The 17,352-nt window shown below is 41.9% G+C and carries 17 protein-coding genes; 9 read left to right on the top strand and 8 right to left on the bottom strand.

Annotation, left to right across the window (positions count from 1 at the left end; all coding sequences use genetic code 11):
* Positions 1-57: 57 nt before the first annotated feature.
* Positions 58-537, bottom strand: coding sequence for an NADH-quinone oxidoreductase subunit B family protein (locus AAGR14_RS15845; RefSeq protein WP_342645213.1), 480 nt, complete (start codon positions 535-537; stop codon positions 58-60).
* On the bottom strand, positions 518-1,132 hold the full coding sequence (locus AAGR14_RS15840) for an NADH-quinone oxidoreductase subunit A (protein ID WP_342645212.1): 615 nt from the start codon (positions 1,130-1,132) through the stop codon (positions 518-520). Before AAGR14_RS15840 ends, AAGR14_RS15845 begins: the two co-directional genes overlap by 20 nt.
* On the opposite strand from AAGR14_RS15840, the gene AAGR14_RS15835 reads away from it, so the two are divergent.
* Both AAGR14_RS15835 and AAGR14_RS15830 read left to right on the top strand, forming a co-directional pair.
* Entirely contained in the window at positions 1,131-2,348 is a 1,218-nt protein-coding gene (locus AAGR14_RS15835; RefSeq protein ID WP_342645211.1) for an NAD(P)/FAD-dependent oxidoreductase, read from the top strand. The genes AAGR14_RS15840 and AAGR14_RS15835 overlap by 2 nt on opposite strands.
* 46 nt (positions 2,349-2,394) lie before the next feature.
* Complete coding sequence (locus AAGR14_RS15830; protein WP_342645210.1) at positions 2,395-3,621, top strand: glycosyltransferase family 87 protein; 1,227 nt, start codon at positions 2,395-2,397, stop codon at positions 3,619-3,621.
* Here the strand turns inward: AAGR14_RS15830 and AAGR14_RS15825 are convergent.
* Positions 3,618-4,295, bottom strand: coding sequence for a hypothetical protein (locus tag AAGR14_RS15825; RefSeq protein WP_342645209.1), 678 nt, complete (start codon positions 4,293-4,295; stop codon positions 3,618-3,620). The two genes, AAGR14_RS15830 and AAGR14_RS15825, sit on opposite strands and share 4 nt — an antisense overlap.
* Positions 4,296-4,522: 227 nt before the next feature.
* Here AAGR14_RS15825 and AAGR14_RS15820 point away from each other — a divergent pair, with 227 nt between their 5' ends.
* The 3 genes from AAGR14_RS15820 to AAGR14_RS15810 all read left to right on the top strand — a co-directional run bounded on the left by AAGR14_RS15820 (position 4,523) and on the right by AAGR14_RS15810 (position 8,761).
* Complete coding sequence (locus tag AAGR14_RS15820) at positions 4,523-5,539, top strand: GntG family PLP-dependent aldolase (RefSeq protein WP_342645208.1); 1,017 nt, start codon at positions 4,523-4,525, stop codon at positions 5,537-5,539.
* Positions 5,540-5,685: 146 nt separating this feature from the next.
* Complete coding sequence (locus tag AAGR14_RS15815; protein WP_342645207.1) at positions 5,686-6,771, top strand: DNA topoisomerase IB; 1,086 nt, start codon at positions 5,686-5,688, stop codon at positions 6,769-6,771.
* A gap of 493 nt (positions 6,772-7,264) precedes the next feature.
* The gene (locus AAGR14_RS15810) at positions 7,265-8,761 is read left to right on the top strand and encodes an ATP-binding protein (RefSeq protein ID WP_342645206.1); all 1,497 of its coding nucleotides are present in this window, start codon (positions 7,265-7,267) and stop codon (positions 8,759-8,761) included.
* 63 nt (positions 8,762-8,824) lie between these two features.
* Here the strand turns inward: AAGR14_RS15810 and AAGR14_RS15805 are convergent, their stop codons facing one another.
* Both AAGR14_RS15805 and AAGR14_RS15800 read right to left on the bottom strand, forming a co-directional pair.
* Positions 8,825-10,660 (bottom strand): M56 family metallopeptidase, encoded by a 1,836-nt coding sequence (locus AAGR14_RS15805; RefSeq protein WP_342645205.1) that lies wholly within the window; start codon positions 10,658-10,660, stop codon positions 8,825-8,827.
* Complete coding sequence (locus AAGR14_RS15800) at positions 10,641-11,003, bottom strand: BlaI/MecI/CopY family transcriptional regulator (protein WP_342645204.1); 363 nt, start codon at positions 11,001-11,003, stop codon at positions 10,641-10,643. The genes AAGR14_RS15805 and AAGR14_RS15800 overlap by 20 nt, the downstream gene beginning before the upstream one ends.
* Positions 11,004-11,246: 243 nt before the next feature.
* Between AAGR14_RS15800 and AAGR14_RS15795 the strand changes: the two genes are divergently transcribed.
* Together AAGR14_RS15795 and AAGR14_RS15790 are read left to right on the top strand one after the other, a co-directional pair.
* Positions 11,247-12,095, top strand: a complete 849-nt coding sequence (locus tag AAGR14_RS15795; RefSeq protein ID WP_342645203.1) for an SDR family oxidoreductase — start codon at positions 11,247-11,249, stop codon at positions 12,093-12,095.
* 82 nt (positions 12,096-12,177) lie between these two features.
* The gene (locus AAGR14_RS15790) at positions 12,178-12,699 is read left to right on the top strand and encodes a c-type cytochrome (protein ID WP_342645202.1); all 522 of its coding nucleotides are present in this window, start codon (positions 12,178-12,180) and stop codon (positions 12,697-12,699) included.
* Positions 12,700-12,703: 4 nt separating this feature from the next.
* Here the strand turns inward: AAGR14_RS15790 and AAGR14_RS15785 are convergent, their stop codons facing one another.
* Entirely contained in the window at positions 12,704-13,171 is a 468-nt protein-coding gene (locus AAGR14_RS15785) for an NUDIX domain-containing protein (protein ID WP_342645201.1), read from the bottom strand.
* Between the two features lie 89 nt (positions 13,172-13,260).
* Between AAGR14_RS15785 and AAGR14_RS15780 the strand changes: the two genes are divergently transcribed.
* Positions 13,261-13,845: a riboflavin synthase gene (locus tag AAGR14_RS15780; protein ID WP_342645200.1), complete on the top strand. Its 585-nt coding sequence runs from the start codon at positions 13,261-13,263 to the stop codon at positions 13,843-13,845.
* Here the strand turns inward: AAGR14_RS15780 and AAGR14_RS15775 are convergent.
* Positions 13,842-14,999, bottom strand: coding sequence for a tetratricopeptide repeat protein (locus tag AAGR14_RS15775; protein WP_342645199.1), 1,158 nt, complete (start codon positions 14,997-14,999; stop codon positions 13,842-13,844). The two genes, AAGR14_RS15780 and AAGR14_RS15775, sit on opposite strands and share 4 nt — an antisense overlap.
* A gap of 101 nt (positions 15,000-15,100) precedes the next feature.
* On the opposite strand from AAGR14_RS15775, the gene AAGR14_RS15770 reads away from it, so the two are divergent.
* On the top strand, positions 15,101-15,394 hold the full coding sequence (locus tag AAGR14_RS15770) for a hypothetical protein (RefSeq protein ID WP_342645198.1): 294 nt from the start codon (positions 15,101-15,103) through the stop codon (positions 15,392-15,394).
* Between the two features lie 88 nt (positions 15,395-15,482).
* Here AAGR14_RS15770 and hscA read toward each other — a convergent pair whose 3' ends face one another.
* Complete coding sequence (hscA, locus tag AAGR14_RS15765; protein ID WP_342645197.1) at positions 15,483-17,342, bottom strand: Fe-S protein assembly chaperone HscA; 1,860 nt, start codon at positions 17,340-17,342, stop codon at positions 15,483-15,485.
* Between the last annotated feature and the right edge of the window lie 10 nt (positions 17,343-17,352).

The following is a 17,352-nucleotide window of genomic DNA, read 5'->3' as shown; positions in this document are numbered from 1 at the left end:
ATTTGGTAACAATGTTAACGGAGGGGAAACAAATTTATTTTAGTTTGATTTATTTTACTAAAAAGAAATTAAGCTTTCGCTCTCAATCTTTTTCTGCAGTTCAATAATAGCACCAATCAACGCTTCGGGGCGTGGTGGGCATCCTTGTACATATACATCAACCGGAATAATCCTATCAACCCCCTTTACCACATGGTAGCCATGTTTCCAATACGGGCCTCCGCAGTTAGAACATGATCCCATCGAGATAACATAACGTGGTTCTGGCATCTGTTCGTATAAACGTTTTATACGTTCGGCCATTTTAAAAGTAACAGTGCCTGCAATAATAATAACATCAGCCTGACGTGATGAAGGCCTCGGAAATACCCCTAAACGGTCTACGTCGTATGTAGAAGCATACATGCCCATCATTTCGATAGCGCAGCAGGCAATACCAAAACTTAACGGCCAGATGGATGACAGACGTGCCCAGTTAAGCAAATCGTTTAGTTTAGTAACAATAACACCACCTTCTTCATTCAGTTCCTGGGCCATTTTCGGTTTTTTTAAAAGTAGGTTTAAACGAAGGTTTTTTAACGGTAACTATTGCTGTATTTGAAGTTGCAGCCGCCGAAGCTTCAACCGGTTCAAGTGTAAACCCTTTGGGTTTAAACGCAGCTTGTTGCAGGTTTATTTTATCGTAAAGGTTAAAAGGAATAGACGTATTGGTTGTGGGCACAACCGGAGTGGGTTTAATCCATTCCAAGTCTTTTTTGCGCCAAACATATATTAATCCTAATATTAATATACCTGCAAATACAAACATTTCAATCAGGGTAAAAGCGCCCCAACGCTTATCAGCCGCAATTAAATCGGGATTGGCATATACTGTAGCCCACGGAAAAATGAAAATCATTTCTACATCAAACAACAAAAATATAAGGGCTATTACATAAAAACGTCCGTTAAACGGTATCCATGCACTCCCAATTGGCTCCTCGCCACACTCGTAAGAAGATAACTTTTCGGGGTTGGGTTTTCGGGGCGCAATCATCCGGCTTAAAAACAGTGTCATGCCCACTAAAACAAAGCCCGTAATCAGGAAGATAAATATCTTTCCAAATTCCGATATTTGCGAAACTTCGTCCATGTGTGCAAACTTAACAAATCAGAGCCAATATGATGCTATTATTATAGGTGCCGGTGCCTGCGGGCTCATGTGTGCTGTGCAAGCTGGTTTTTTAGGCAAGCGTACTTTGGTGGTTGATAAAAATAACAGGCCCGGTGCCAAAATACTGATTAGTGGCGGCGGGCGCTGCAATTACACTAACCTGCATACTACTGAGCAACAGTTTGTATCAATAAATCCGCATTTTTGTAAATCTGCATTGTCACAATGGACAGTGGATGACACTATTAGCTTTTTTGAAACCTACGGCATTAGCGGACAAGAGAAAACATTGGGGCAATTATTTCCTGAAAGTAACAAAGCCAGGGATATTGTGGAGGTGTTTACGCAGTTATGTCACGAATTGGACCAAAGCATGTGGCTTAACACGGAGGTTAGTACAGTAGAATTGCTGAACGATGGACAGTTTAAAATACGGATGAGCCGAGACGGAAAACTTGTAGAGGCCACCTTTCCTAATGTGGTGATAGCATCCGGCGGTTTGCCTGTGCACAAATTGGGCGCTACCGATTTTGGGCTTAAGACGGCTAAAAACTTCGGATTAAATATTGTTAAGCCAGCGCCTGCCTTAGTACCGCTTACCATTACAGGCAAAGATCAGGCTTGGTACGAGCAGCTATCGGGCAGCAGCATATTTTGCCGGGTTAGTAATGAGAACATCAGTTTCGAAGAAAATATTCTGTTTACCCATTGGGGGCTAAGCGGGCCGGCAGTTCTGCAAATTTCTACCTATTGGCGTGCCGGGCAAGAGATTAACCTGGATTTATTACCAGGGCAAAACATTGTGCAACTTATTCAGCAAGAAAAGCAAGTGAATCCTAAAAAGACATTGCTAAACTTATTGGCCGGGCTTTATACCCGCAAATTTGCTGAAGCATTAAACGGTCGCTTACCGGTGCACAAAAACCTGGCTTCGTTATCTAAAGCAGATATAGAAGTAATTGAACAATCCATTCATCACTTTATCGTAAAACCAGCCGGCGATAAGGGATATGACAAAGCAGAAGTGATGCGGGGTGGGGTAGATACGGCAGAGTTATCGTCAAAAACGCTGGAAGCAAAAAAAATAAAAGGATTGTTTTTTGGCGGCGAATGTGTTGATGTAACTGGATGGCTGGGAGGGTATAATTTTCAATGGGCCTGGGCTTGCGGCTTTGTAATAGCGCAAAACCTATAATTGAGAAAGTTATTCTTTTTCATAAATTTGTAACCGCTCCGTTACAATGATATCTGATCTTTTTTCAAATAACAAATTCAGGCTGGTTTGCCTTTTATGGATTGCCGTAAGCATTTTTTGCTGGCAGTACAAATACTTTAATAACCGGTATAACAATTACAGCATATTTGCCGGGGTTTATCATCATACCATCGCACAAACTAACCTGTATAGCGAGTACCCCGCCGAGTATTATGATACCAATCATTATGGTCCGCTGTTTAGTTTAGTGGTAGCGCCTTTTGCGGTGATGCCTACCGGGCTTGGCTTTTTTTTATGGAACCTGGCCAACGCCGGTATCCTCATTTGGGCCGTTACGTTGTTGCCCATCGCTAATAACCGTAAAATACTGTTGTTGCTGCTTACCGTTATTGAGTTTGCCAATACGCAGCATTCTATCCAGTTTAACCCGGTAATTGCGGCCTTTATTATGTTCAGCTTTTATATGGTTGAAAAAGAAAAGGATGAGTGGGCGGCTTTTTTTATTGTGATGGGTACCTTAATTAAGCTTTACCCCATTGTTGGCTTAGTGTTTTTTATGTTTTCTAAACGTAAACCGGCATTTATATTATGGTGTGCTATTTGGGCCATAGTAGGTGTAGGGCTGCCTATGCTGATATCGAGTCCCAGCTTCATTTTGCAATCTTATGCAGATTGGTATCATTCGTTAAGCGATAAAAACATCCAAAATATCGGCTTAAATTCGGCGCAAGACTTATCGATGATGGGCGTGGTGCGGCGTATCACCAGTAACTTAGCTATCCCTAACATGCCTTTTTTAATATTAGGAGCAGGTACTTTGGGCCTGGCAGTACTGCGTGTTAAGCAATACCGTTTCATCAATTATCGACTGCAGGTTTTAGCCTTAACTTTGCTCATTGTAGTTTTATTTAGCACCGGATCTGAGCCTCCTACCTATATTATTGCGGCGGTAGGCGCAATGCTTTATTTGATGATGCAAGAGCAGCCGTTTAAAGGCAGTAACCTTGCCTTTGTAATATTTATTGGCCTTATTGCGGCATTGGCCTCAACTGATGCTATACCGGCTTTTATTCGTAAACCATATTTAAGCCGTTACGCCTTTAAGGTATGGCCTTACATTGCAATATGGGTGGTAATTGTTTATCAACTGTTGTTTAAAAACTTTGACCACCATCTTGAAAAATTACGTATTGTTTTCCCGTTGCGCAACAAGATGGCAAATAAAGAAAGTGAGTTACCGCAAGCCCGTTAATTTTGCCTGGCGGCTTTTAACTTGCGGTAATATATCAACAGATTGCTCATTTTATTTAAACTGAACTTTCCTTGCTGAATGGCTTCTACTGCCTGCGGTTCGTCGGCCATGATGTCCGTCATCACATCCACAAAATTCATGGGAGTTACCTGGCTCATGTCGCCCACGCTGGTGCCAAAATAATAGGTTGCTCCTCGGGCATACCCTCCGCTATTGCCACCGCTACCCAAACTAATCCCTACACCACCGTTGCCGTAGCCACCTGTGCCAAAACCTCCGGAAAAGCTTGGCGCCAGTTTAAAACCACCTCCGCCTTTACCCGAACTGCCGTTGTAGGTGTATAGTTTTAAAGGTTCATCAAGTTCTACCTTTACAAAATCCAGGTCGGCTTTTGGCCAGGTTTCGTAAGAGGGGGGATGAGCCACAATGAAGCTGTCTTGTCCCGCTACAAAGTATTTAATTTCGCCGGCGCTTAGTTTAATTTCATTGGTTTTAGCGTTGTCTTTATAAACAATAAAGCCTTCGTTTTTTATAGGGCCTTTGCCACCGGGGTTAGTTTGTATCAGGCCGGGAACTTTATTGCCTTTAACATCGAAAAAATAACCGGGCTGCCATTTTTGTGCGTAAAGGTTTAAGCTGGCAAAACAAACGGCGGCGGTTATTAACTTTTTCATGTCAGGGCAAAACTGAGACTTATATTTTAGTTATTGAAACGACTTTTCGGATTTATTATTTTTTGACGTTACATCAAACCTCAGCGAAAGTGCAAAAGGCACTCTATCTGTACAACGACAATAAAAGTTGCTATGTAACTTGTAACATCGAAAATACATTTTGTAAGATAAACGGTTTGGGTAAGATTTTGGATATTTGAAAGGATAAAAAGAGAATAATTGATTTTATGATGACTGTTGATTTACGCAGTGATACCGTGACTAAACCTACACCGGGTATGCTCGATGCAATGTTTAGTGCCAGGGTAGGCGATGATGTTTTTGGTGAGGATGAAAGTGTAAACGAACTGGAGGCCAAAACGGCTGCTATGTTTGGTATGGAAGCCGGCATATTTTGCCCGTCGGGCACGATGACTAACCAAATTGCCATCAAGTGCTTTACGCAGCCTTTAGATGAGTTGATTGCCGATCAGACCGCGCACGTTTACCGGTACGAGGGGGGCGGGATTGCTTTTAACTCAGCAGTATCAACTCGTTTGTTAAACGGCGAGCGCGGCATACTAACGGCAGAAATGATAATGCCTGAAATTAATGCTGTAGGCAATATCCATTATCCGCATACCAGTTTAGTGGTGTTAGAAAATACAGTAAACAAAGGTGGCGGCAGTTGCTATACGCTTGAACAAATTGCACCTATCGCGGAATTGTGCCGTAACCGCAACCTGAAATTGCATTTAGACGGTGCACGTATATTTAACGCCCTGGCACATACCGGTGACCGGGCTGTTGATTATGGTCGATATTTTAACGGTATTTCGGTTTGTCTGTCTAAGGGTTTAGGAACGCCGGTAGGGTCGGTATTGCTGGCCGATAAAGATACTATTACTTATGCACGCCGCATTCGCAAAGTGTTGGGTGGAGGCATGCGCCAGGCCGGGTTTTTAGCTGCAGCCGGTATCTATGCACTCGATCATCATGTAGAGCGGTTAAAGATTGACCACGCGCATGCTGATATATTGGCCGACGAACTAAGTAAATGTGCCTGGGTAACCAACGTAATGCCTACACAAACCAACATCGTGTTATTTGATACTGATGGTCCGGCTGATGCTATAGTAACTCAACTGGCTGCCAAAGGCATTAAGTGCGGCACTACAGATACTCGGCGCGTCCGGTTTGTAACTCACCTAGATATACATCCTGAGCAAATTGATTATACAGTTTCTGTTTTAAGAGATTTGTAAAGTTAGCGTTGTTAAGTCCGCCAGCCGGTTGAGTTGGCGGGTTAAGGCCGTCCTTGTTTTCGGGGCATCGTATACCTATTAATATACGCCAAAACAGCCGGCAGTTTGCGGTAAAACTTAAGTAGAGATTTGCTGTTCAATTTACCATGAACCGCCTCTTAAAAAAACTCGAAAAAATTGGTCGCGATCCTAAGATCACAGCCAAAGCTGCCGGACTGCGTTATGTAAGCGATACTTCGCCGGGTTATACGCGCAAGGCATCGGGAAAGGGGTTTGATTATTATGATGCAAACGGCGCCTTAGTAGACGACGAAGAGCTGGTTACGCGTTTCAATAAGCTGGTTATACCTCCGGCTTATACCAACGTATGGATTTCGCCTCATGAAAACAGTCATTTGCAATTTACCGGCACAGATGCTGCCGGCCGCAAGCAGTATCGCTATCATGCCGACTGGAACAAGCTGCGTAACCAGTCAAAATATCATCGTTTACAAGCCTTCGCAACGCATTTGCCCGCCATACGCGAACAAGTAGATAAAGACTTAACCCGACGAAATCTTGACCATGATAAAGTACTGGCGCTGGTAGTTCGGTTGATGGAGCTAACCAGTATCCGTATTGGTAACGAATCATACAAAAAATTGTACGGCTCATATGGCTTAACCACGATGATGGATAAGCATGTTAAAATTGATGGCTCAAAGATTAACTTTGAATTTAAGGGCAAAAAAGGCGTTTATCATAAAATTGATTTGCAAAGCAAGAAGCTGGCACGTTTGGTTAAACAATGCCGCGACATACCTGGTAAAGAACTTTTTCAATATTATGATGACGACGGCAAGCACTGCACGATCGATTCGGGTGATGTAAACAGTTACCTGAAAAATATTACCGGAGAAGATTTTACGGCAAAAGATTTTCGTACCTGGGCAGGCAGCGTAAGTGCGCTGTATGCTTTTAAAGAAGCCGGTAAATTCGAAAACCAAACCGAGTGTAAAAAGAATGTTATCAGTGTGCTTGATGAAGTGGCGATTACCTTAGGTAATACCCGCACCGTATGTAAAAAATATTACGTACATCCAACCATCATTAACAGTTATGAGCAGGGGACTTTATTTAAATATATTGAAGGCTTGGATGAGGTGAAAGACCATAAAGCCTCTGAGTTAAACACAGCTGAGAAAGCTATGCTCGCCATATTGGAAAACGAAAAATTGGCCGAAGCCAGCTAAAATAAATGGACGCTTTATGCAGAAGGATCTAAAAATAAGTTGTTTAATTAAGTAAGGTCTGATGCTTTATTTATAGCTAATAACGTCTGTATCAAATTGATTACATTATACGGGTAAAACTTTTTTGAGTAAGTTTTTTAATTTCAAAAACACAACTTAATGAAAAAAAGGCAGTTCTTTGTTAGGGATTGCCGAGGCTGGGACTGCTGTGTCATTCTCGCACTAAATGATCTGAGGCCACTATTTGGTCAAAATAAAAGGTCTTTACAATAAGCATTTAAGCGCATTTACTTGGTTATGCTTTTGCATTGCTACGTTATTTGTAGTGATTATGGCTTTAAAAATGTGGATAACATGTGTCGGCTTACAGTAACAAATATTATTGTAATCAGGTATAAAGAAGCTAAATAAGTATTATTAATTGCAAATAATTTATTTATACAGTAATATCAGTTAAAAGATGGCTGTATAAATGATATGGAGTGTTTAAACTATGAGTTTTATACATAAAGAAGATCCTGACCAGAAGGGAACCGGTATTGCTTCAGTGCTCCATAATTTACATGCTGCGCTTTGGGAGTTTGACTTACGGACCAAGCAATTGCGTTGCTCTGCCGGTTTTTATATTGCTTTGGGTTTAGAATCTCAATTCGTCGATCTTTCATACGCTTATTTTATCAGTCATATCGTTTATCATGAAGATGTTTCGGTAGTTACTACCGAAACTTATAATTGCTTGCTCGGTAAATCAAAAACGTTAGAGATAAGGTTATTTACTGCCAACGGTTACCAGTGGTTTCAAAGCACTTTTACCCGCGATCAGGACACAACTATAACCGGCACCATCGTTAACATACATCAATATAAGATTTCAGAATATCAGCTAACGGCCAGCAACAGACAGTATGCTGCGGTAAATAAAATTACCAAGGCGGGCAGTTGGGAAATTGACGCCCGAAGCCGGGTACTGACGTTGAGCAAGGAAGCTGCCGAAATACTGGAATTGCCACTGTTGCCTGCGGCTGATATTGACAGTCTGATCCGTACAGTTATCCCTGAACATCGCCCTATTATGGAGCGGACGTTGAACGACTGTATTAACATCGGAAAGCCATGCAACGTTGAGCTGCAGGTAAGGACAGGCAGTAAAAACACGTTTTGGGTAAAGGTTAGTTCTTTTACCACTGTAGATGAATATGGTAAAGTGCAACTTGTAAGAGGCATCATCCAAAATATTGATCAGGTTAAACGTCGTGAAACAGAGCTGTTGGCATCATTTGAATTTGCTGATCATCAGAATAAACGTTTACAAAATTTTGCTTACATGGTATCGCACAATTTGCGGTCTCATGCTAATAATCTGCAATATTTGGTTCGACTGTATCAGGAATCTGAAGAGCCTGATGAGCAAAAGGAAATATTTAAACACATTTTTGCCATTAGTAACAGCTTAAATACCACTATTGAGCATTTAAATCAGATTGTAAAAATTGAGTCAGACATTAAGCAAGAAAGGCAACGGACCGATATAGAGTCATTATTAAAAAACGTTCTGAACGCACTTGACAGTAATATCCAATCGGCTGATGCGCAAGTACATTACGATTTTACCGCATGCCCGTCTATCATGTATATACCGGCCTACCTGGAAAGTATATTTCATAACCTGCTTACCAATTCTTTAAAATATCGCGACCCTGAACGCAAAGTAGTCATTAGTTGCTACAGCAAGGAAGAAAATGGTAACGTGTACCTGATTTTTGAGGATAACGGTACCGGTATAGATTTAGAACGTTACGGTAAAAAGTTGTTTGGCATGTACCAAACCTTTCATAAAAATACTGACTCTAAAGGGATCGGCCTGTTCTTGACCCGTAACCAGATTGAAGCTATGGGCGGCAGTATTGAAGTAGAAAGCACGCTTAACGAGGGTACAAAGTTTACAATAAGGCTCGGGACTACTATGCAGTTGACGAACGGAGTACAGTAAATTTGTGTCATTTATACAAAACTTAAATGGCTAACTTACTTAGGTTAGCCATTTTTGTTGAGTTTAATTTTTTGATGTGCCCTTTGTGCCATCTTTTGTGGTAATCAAAATCACCCCGTCTTTTGCATTCGTTCCCCAAATGGCTTTGGCAGATGAGTCTTTTACAACATTAATGCTTTCAATTCTTTTCGGATCGAGTTTATCAAAATCTTCTTTAGTGGCAGGTTTACCGTTGATGATGAACAGAGGACTTGCCAAATCTGCTTTTTGTACGGTTGCGCTATGCGTAGGGTAGCCATTAGTAATTACTGTTGTCAAAGGACCATTAGGGCCAACTGTAATCTCCTTTTTAGGAGATGCGTAACCGCGAACAGTAATTTCCCTATTTTTAACCTTCGAACCTATAGCACCCACAACCCGTTTAGTGGCATCCACATCTGCTTTAGCAACAGAATCCATCTTTAACGTCACAGCCGCTGGCCCAGTGGTGAGGGCTGATTTATCAGTTTTATTTGCAGCATTCGCAGCAGGGAGTCCTTGCAGGATATGTTGAACATCCGCTGAATTTTCCTGGCCTTTAGTTATTATCAAAACAGCTCCTTTAGCAGCTACATCACCAAACAGGCTGGTTGCCGATGTGCCCTTTAGAACGTTAATACTGCTTATATCATCGGGTATAATATCTTGCACTTGTTGATAGCTTATATGTCTGCCGTTTAATAAGTAATAGGCGGAATCTGCGCCCGACCCTGCCACGATTGTTCTCAGCGGAACAGATTTACGTTTCGGTGTATCTGCTTTACTTAAGATTGTTTGAATGGTAGAAGATACGCCGGCAATTGCATTCAATTGCGTATCGGCAGGCTTTTGGGTATGGGGCACAACCTTATCGGTTTTAGGCGCAACCTCATCTTTATGGTTCATCACCGCGTTTTGTGCAGTGTTTAAGGCTTTGGTCGTAATTTCGTTAGCCTGATTCAAGCCTTTTTTAATGAGTTCGGCCTTTGACGTTCCGAAAACTAACAATAATGCTGCAATGGCAGGCATCATCAGCCCATATCGGGTAAGGCTGAACACAGAAGATTTTTTGGCATTCATCATCATAATACGTTTTTTAATGGTAGATATATTGAAGTGATTAACTACGGCGTTGGGCGAGGTATTAAAGTTGGCATAAAGCAAACTGTATTGGTATCCTTTAGCATCAATGCCTTGTTTTAAAATCTCGCGGTCGGTTATAAATTCCAGGTTTTCGCTAATTGCTTTTTTAATCAACCAGATACCCGGGTTAAACCAGTAAAATACAAGGCTGATTTCGGCCAGCAAAATATCAAGGGTATGCCACTGTTTAACGTGTACATCTTCGTGGGCAACTACCGATTTTATTTCGTTTTCAGAGTAATTATCTGGGTTGATATAGATGTTCTGCCAAAATGAAAACGCGCTGGCTTCATTCTTTATAATCCGGACATCTCGGTTGTTAACTTTTTGAGGTACCGAACGGCGATAGATATTGAGCAATGAAGCAAACTGCAACGTCAACCGAATTGCCATAAAGGCAACACCGATCCAGAAGATGATAAGCAGGTATTGCCAAAAGGTTTCTGAGGTTGAAGGCCTCGTGTTTTTAGCGTAATTTGAGATGTTGTAAATCAATTGCACATTAGTTACCTGTAAGGGCTGTGCAATGTTGTGTCGTGGCAATACGTTACTCAGATCCACCAGCGGGTAAAAAGACGAAAATAGCAGCGCTGCTATTAAATACACCCGGTTTAAAGTATAAAAGGTGAGTTTGCGGAAAACAAAGTAATAGCCTGCACAAAATAAAATCAATGCAACGTTTACTTTAATAAGGTATATCAGCAAGGCAGGCATAACATCATTTTTTAGGTTTTTCAATCAGGTTAATAATCTCCTGCAGTTCTTCGGCGCTAATTTCCTGGTTACGTGCAAAAAAGGTAACCATCTCTTTGTAAGAACTTTTAAAGTAATTGCTTACAAAGCCGCTCATAAATCGCCTTTTATACTCTTCCTCTCTAATCAAGGCAGAATATACATAGCTGTTACCCATCTTTTGGCCTTTTACAAAAGCTTTACGTTCTAGGTTTTTTACGGTAGATGCCAGCGTGGTATACGGTGGTTTCGGCTCGGGCATCTGATCTAATATATCTTTGATGAATGCCGTGCCTGCTCGCCATATCAGCTGCATAGCGTCTTCTTCTTGAGGTGATAGTTTTTCCATTATTTACGATACTTTCGTAAATCTACGAATATTTCGTAAATGTGCAAATTATTTTATTTTGTTGTAACAACATATTCCCGGTGTGCTGTTATTGTGGTCTGTAGAGAAGACTCTATTTTTTAACAATTTAGGTCATCCGCACATTTTATATCAGAGCGGTCAGCTCTCATTAATATTACTTAACAGAAACAAAAGCTAATCAATAGGCATTTATTTTAGCAGCTTATATTAGTCTTAAACAAAATGCCTTTCAGAACCACCGTTGTTACCGGAGCAACATCAGGAATAGGAAAAGAAACTGCTTTGGCTCTGGCCAAAAAAGACCATGCCTTGTATTTACTGGTGCGCAATGTGGATAAGGGCGAGCAGCTTAAGCGCGAGATAATTGCACAAACCAATAACCGAAGTGTATTTGTCATCCACTGCGACCTGGCCGATTTGCAATCCGTACAGCAAGCTGCCGACGAGTTAAAAGGTAAACTCATGGCTGTAAATGTGCTGGTTAATAACGCAGGTGGTATAAACGCAAGCAAACAGTTAAGTAAAGATGGCAATGAGCTCACTTTTGCCATGAACCACTTGGGCCATTTTTTATTAACCATGAGCCTGATGCCGTTATTGCAAAAAGGGCAGGCCCGTATTATAAATGTAAGCTCAGAGGCGCACCGTATGGCCAGCCCACATTTATTAAATGATGTGCAGTTTAAGCAAGGATACTCATCATTTAAGGCTTATGCATTAGCCAAATTGTGTAATATTTATTTTGCGAAGTCGCTTGCCGAGCGTTATGCATCGTCGGGTATTACGGCTTATGCATTGCATCCTGGTGTGGTTAATACCGGTTTCGGCAGCCAGTTAGGCGGTTTGGGTAAAGTGCTGATGTTGCTGGCCAAGCCTTTCATGATTACGGCACGCGAGGGTGCGCAAACCAACATTTACCTGGCCGGTGAGGCTAAGCTTAACCCTAAATTGAGCGGCCAGTATTTCAAAAAGGGTAAGCCAGCAAAACCTACGCTTGCTGCTCAAAATACTTCTGCCCGTAATAGGTTATGGCAAATAAGCGAGCAGCTAACTAACAACTTCTTACATTAAATTTGTTACAACATATTTTTTGTGTCATGTTAAGGTAAATAATTACAATTGTATATATTTACCGAACAACACTAAACAATTTATGCTGATTAACAAGAAATTTTTAGCCACCATCGGACTGATGTCTGCCGTGGTCTTTGTTTCAACTACCTCTATGAAACAAAGCCAGGCTGATGATGAAAAGAAGTTCAAAAATTTGAAGGTTCTTCCGAAAAATATATCTGATAAACAATTAGATGCCGTAATGGACAACTGGAGCCACTCTCTGGGGGTGCGCTGTAACTTTTGCCATGCACGCAATGAAGAAACTAAAAAAATGGATTGGGCTTTAGATACCAAGCCCGAAAAAGAGATGGCCCGTCATATGTACCGGATGACGTCAGATATCAACAAAAAATATTTTAAAGCCGGTAAAGATTCATTAGGTATGGTGATGCAGTTAGGTGTTAACTGTAACATGTGCCACCAGGGTAAAGCGCACCCCGAGGTAAAAGAACCCGAAAACCCGCGCAGACGCGGCCCGGGTAATGGTCCGCAGGGGCAAGCACCACAAGGTATGCAGCCTGCAGGCCAGCAGCCACCAGCAACACCGCCTCAGCAGTAATTTATTAACCCTGATAGAGGAGCTTGTTACTAAGTTCCTCTATCAGTGCTTTTTGTGCCTGGTTAATCATCATTGAGGCTTCATCTGTATTAAACCAGCGCCCTGCATCCACTTCCGGAACGGTGATCCATTTGCCCGATTTATAGGGATACTCCATTTTAAAGGTATTGCTTACTATTGCATCAGCATCAATGTTGCCTTCAACCGCCCAGGCATGTACTAATTTGCCGCCTTTCTGTTTAATAGTTTGCAAGGGAGTATAGGGGCCGCTAACTTTTTGACCGGTTTCTTCCTCAAACTCACGTTGAGCTGCAGACAAGGCTTTTTCGTCCTCCGTAAATTCTCCTTTGGGTATACTCCAGGTGCCTTCGTTTTTATTAACAAAATAAGGCCCTCCGGGATGAACCAGAAAGAATTGCAGTTCTTTTTGGTGGTATCGGTATAATAATAATCCGGCACTTTGACGAGGCATAATGATATTGGAGTGATATAGTGCGACAAGATAATACTTAGCTTTGCCATTGCAAACTTAAGCACAAAGCAAGTTAGAACACTCATTCTATGTTTACCGGAATTATTGAAACTCTTGGCCGCGTTTCCGATTTAAGGCGCGAAGGCGGAAATCTGCATATCACTGTAGCCTCAGCTATATCATCTGAACTTAAAATTGACCAATCGGTTGCACACAACGGCGTTTGCCTTACCGTAGTAGCCTTGCAGGATGGCGTACACACAGTTACAGCAATTGAAGAAACGCTCAATAAAACCAATATAGGCCAGCTAAATACCGGCGACCTTATTAACCTGGAGCGCTGTATGCAAATGAACGGCCGTTTAGACGGGCACATTGTACAAGGCCACGTAGACCAAACCGCTGTTTGCACAGCTTACACAGAACTTGACGGCAGCTGGGAGTATACCTTTGAGTATGACTCGGCCCGGGGTAACGTTACTGTAGAAAAAGGATCTGTTTGCATTAACGGCATTAGTTTAACTGTAGTTAACTCGCAGGCAAACAGCTTTTCGGTTGCCATTATCCCTTACACTTATGAGCATACTAACTTGCAGCAGGTGCGTGCGGGTACGGTAGTAAACCTTGAGTTTGATATTATTGGTAAATACGTAGCCCGTTTGCTGCAACGTTAAAGCTGGCTACCCAATGCTGTGATGCGGCTTTTGGTATAATCCACATATACCTGCTGAAGGGCAGGAGGATTGGTGCTTAAATATTTTTTGTAGTATTTTACTGCTTTTGCCTTGTTTTTAAGTTCGGTATCGTATAATGTAGCCAATGAGTATAGTAACAACGGGCGCTCGTTAAACGTCAGTCCGCGCTCGTAATTCTGTACTGCTTTTTTAAAGCGTTTCGTCTCCTGGTAGCTGCCCGCCATCTCGCCGTAGTAGGTTGGTATAGCCTGTGATATGCCGTCGTTAATGGCCATTTCAAAGTTTTCGATGGCTTTGTTATACTTTTTTAACGCTTTATAGCTTAAAGCCATATAATAGTAAGAGGTTTCGTTTTGTTGTATTTGCTCCATGCCGGCAAGTGTTTCCAGGCAGCAGGTGTAATTTTTAAGGCGATAATACGCTTGTGCTAATTTAATAGCAGTTTGAAAAGAACCATCACCTTTTTGCAGCAGTTGAACGCCGGTTTTAATAGTTTCTCCCCACTTTTCCTGAGCATGTAATAATTTGATAAGGCTTTGCATCAGCACCACATTTTCGGGGTCGGCCGTTATGGCTTTATTCAGTACTTTTTCGGCAAGTACGGTACGCTTGGTGTTCACATACCAGTTACTAAGTAAACCTGCCACATCTGCATCTTCGGGGTTAATTTTGTTGGCCATCACCATATACTTTACGTAATTCGCAGTATCTGACTTGCGGTCGCTAATATCTGCCAGTTGTTTGATGACAATATAATTTGTGGAGTCTGCAGCAATTAATTTTTTGTAGTATTTGCCGGCCTTATCTAAATTACCCCTGCGTAAATTAATGCCTGCTAAACTGGTTAATACATTCATCTTAGTGCTGTCCAAATTATAAAGCCTCTGATAGTAATTTTCTGCATCTGCCAATTTACTGGCCATTTGTGACGCATAAGCCAGGTTGCGAAGAGCATTTGGGTCATTGACAGGTTCCTGGTAAATGCTTTTTAAGTAGTTAACCGCTTCCAGGTAACGTTGGCCTTGATAGTAGTCGAGCAGGGTAGCGTCATTTACTTTTTGCGCATGAGCGGTACCAACAACAGTAATAAGTAAAACAAGGCAGGTAAGCAGTTGATTGCAGATTGGTTTCATAGGTCAGATAATTTAAACTAATTTATTAGTTATGAAACTTAAATCAAACTTTTTATGAAACTTTTGTTTCTATTGATGTACTAACTTGAAACGGAAACGATATGGATAAGATAAGAAAGTTTGAACTCATGGAAAAAATTGTTCATGAGCTCGAAGATTTAAAGAATAGTCAGCAGGCAATTATTCAGAAAATAGGCAAGATAGAAGTGGATAATATCGACCTGAGCAACAAGCGTTTAGAAAAAGACTTGCCCGAAATGCACCAGCGTGTAGCCGATAACCTGGACACCATTGCTGCCATTTTAGAGGATTTTGCAAGCCAAACCGATCAGTTTAGCGATACCAACAATATCCAGGCTTTAAAAGAGCAGGAAGAAATTGAAAAACTAAAATAACATAAAACAAACAGGGCCTCATTTCGAGGCCCTGTTTGTTTTATGTTATTTTTATAACGTGTTTTTTCTAAGAGTTACATTTAACGAGTTACTCGTCAATTTTTTTACCGGTCATCGCCGTGCTGATGGCTTGGTCCATTACCCGTTCGGCAAAAGGACGCGTAAGGTTATTTAGCTCGTCCACTTTTTTTAAGATCAAATCCTTATCGTTGCTGGTCAGTACTTCTTTCAGAGCCTGTACATATTGGTGCGTTTCCGCTACTTCGGCAATCGTTAGCAGCTCGCCGTGCTTTTGTACAAAACGCTCGGCAGTATATACCATCTGTTCACCCTCGGTACGGGCCTCAATAATCATGCGTTGGTTTACGTCGTCTTTAGCATTGGTAATGCTGTCCATCAGCATCTGCTCAACCTGGTCGTCGGTAATGCCATAGGCCGGTGTAACCTCCACTTCCTGCTTAGTGCCCGAGCGCAGTTCTATAGCCTGCACTTTTAAAATGCCATCGGCATTCAGCAAAAAGTTAATATCCACTTTAGGGAAACCGGCAGGCATGGCTGGTATACCTTTTAAATCAAACTCGGCCAGTTTACGGTTCTCTTTCACCAAATCGCGTTCGCCCTGAAATACCGAAATCTTCATATTTACCTGCCCGTCAATTGAGGTAGTGTATTGCCGTCCGGCTTTAGTGGGCACTTTAGAGTTACGCGGAATAATTACATCCATTAAACCGCCCATAGTTTCGATGCCTAATGATAGGGGCGTTACATCTAATAACAAAATATCTTTGCGGTTACCTGCTAAAATATCAGCCTGAATGGCGGCACCTAAAGCTACTACCTCGTCAGGGTTCACCTCATCATGTACTGGTCGGCCAAAAAACTCGGCTACCTTGTTTTTAACTAAATCTGTACGGGTAGATCCGCCAACCATAATTACCTCGTTGATATCTTGCGTGGTTAAGCCTGCATCTTTTAAGGCATTGCTACAAGCTGTAATAGTTTGTTCAACTTTAGGCAAAATCAGTTCATGGAAGGTATTACGGTCAATAGTACACCAGATGTCGCCAATCTTTTCATTAAAAAGGCTTTGATGGGCAAAGGCTTTTTTGGCCTCTTCGGCTTTAAGCCTTAACTGCTGAATCAGCTCGCGGTGTTCGGCCAGCTCGGTTCTGTTTAACTGGTTTTTTTCTATCCAGTATTCCAATATGGCGCGGTCAAAATCATCACCACCTAAAAACGTATCGCCATTGGTAGACAACACCTCAAATATGCCTTTCTGTATCTGTAAAATAGATACATCAAAAGTGCCTCCGCCTAAATCGTACACTGCAATGGTCTTGCTTTCTTCCGGGCTCAAACCTATACCGTAAGCCAAACTGGCGGCGGTAGGTTCGTTCACAATGCGTAACACATCCAGCCCGGCCAGTTTGCCAGCATCACGTGTGGCCTGACGCTGCGAGTCGTTAAAATACGCCGGAACTGTGATCACAGCACGGTTTACCGGGGTTTTAAGCGCGTGCTCGGCACGTTCCTTCAATTCTTTCAATATCAGTCCAGAAAGTTCGATGGGGGTGTAAAAACGGCCACCCACCTTTACTTTAACCAAACTTTCGCTATTGTCGTCAATTACTTTGTATGAGAAAAAATCTTGGTAACCCTCAATATCATGGTAAGAGCGGCCCAGCAGTCGCTTCACCGAAAAAATAGTGTTTTGCGGGTCGGTAATCAGATAGTTTTTGGCTTCGTTTCCTACGGTGATACCACCAGTGGTATCAAAATGCACTACCGATGGCACCAATACGCCTTTACCGGTATCGTTAATTACCTGCGGGTTTTTGTCGGGGTTGATGAATGCCACCAATGAGTTGGTGGTACCTAAGTCAATCCCTACAATAACTTCTTCTTTTTGCAGCGAACCTGTTGCCAGGTTGATGGAAACTTTAGCCATAATTGTTACT

Source organism: Mucilaginibacter sp. CSA2-8R (assembly GCF_038806765.1).
GTDB lineage: Bacteria > Bacteroidota > Bacteroidia > Sphingobacteriales > Sphingobacteriaceae > Mucilaginibacter.
Note: the sequence above shows the minus strand (reverse complement) of the source record. Positions and strands in the feature narration are given on the sequence as shown.

What these genes read in the sequence shown, in the direction of transcription:
- AAGR14_RS15800 (WP_342645204.1), bottom strand. Translation starts at nt 11,003, where the DNA reads ATGGAAAAACTATCACCTCAAGAAGAAGACGCTATGCAGCTGATATGG.
- AAGR14_RS15835 (WP_342645211.1), top strand. Translation starts at nt 1,131, where the DNA reads ATGTGTGCAAACTTAACAAATCAGAGCCAATATGATGCTATTATTATA.
- AAGR14_RS15790 (WP_342645202.1), top strand. Translation starts at nt 12,178, where the DNA reads ATGCTGATTAACAAGAAATTTTTAGCCACCATCGGACTGATGTCTGCC.
- AAGR14_RS15770 (WP_342645198.1), top strand. Translation starts at nt 15,101, where the DNA reads ATGGATAAGATAAGAAAGTTTGAACTCATGGAAAAAATTGTTCATGAG.
- AAGR14_RS15775 (WP_342645199.1), bottom strand. Translation starts at nt 14,999, where the DNA reads ATGAAACCAATCTGCAATCAACTGCTTACCTGCCTTGTTTTACTTATT.
- AAGR14_RS15810 (WP_342645206.1), top strand. Translation starts at nt 7,265, where the DNA reads ATGAGTTTTATACATAAAGAAGATCCTGACCAGAAGGGAACCGGTATT.
- hscA (WP_342645197.1), bottom strand. Translation starts at nt 17,342, where the DNA reads ATGGCTAAAGTTTCCATCAACCTGGCAACAGGTTCGCTGCAAAAAGAA.
- AAGR14_RS15795 (WP_342645203.1), top strand. Translation starts at nt 11,247, where the DNA reads ATGCCTTTCAGAACCACCGTTGTTACCGGAGCAACATCAGGAATAGGA.
- AAGR14_RS15825 (WP_342645209.1), bottom strand. Translation starts at nt 4,295, where the DNA reads ATGAAAAAGTTAATAACCGCCGCCGTTTGTTTTGCCAGCTTAAACCTT.
- AAGR14_RS15785 (WP_342645201.1), bottom strand. Translation starts at nt 13,171, where the DNA reads ATGCCTCGTCAAAGTGCCGGATTATTATTATACCGATACCACCAAAAA.
- AAGR14_RS15815 (WP_342645207.1), top strand. Translation starts at nt 5,686, where the DNA reads ATGAACCGCCTCTTAAAAAAACTCGAAAAAATTGGTCGCGATCCTAAG.
- AAGR14_RS15780 (WP_342645200.1), top strand. Translation starts at nt 13,261, where the DNA reads ATGTTTACCGGAATTATTGAAACTCTTGGCCGCGTTTCCGATTTAAGG.
- AAGR14_RS15820 (WP_342645208.1), top strand. Translation starts at nt 4,523, where the DNA reads ATGATGACTGTTGATTTACGCAGTGATACCGTGACTAAACCTACACCG.
- AAGR14_RS15840 (WP_342645212.1), bottom strand. Translation starts at nt 1,132, where the DNA reads ATGGACGAAGTTTCGCAAATATCGGAATTTGGAAAGATATTTATCTTC.
- AAGR14_RS15845 (WP_342645213.1), bottom strand. Translation starts at nt 537, where the DNA reads ATGGCCCAGGAACTGAATGAAGAAGGTGGTGTTATTGTTACTAAACTA.
- AAGR14_RS15830 (WP_342645210.1), top strand. Translation starts at nt 2,395, where the DNA reads ATGATATCTGATCTTTTTTCAAATAACAAATTCAGGCTGGTTTGCCTT.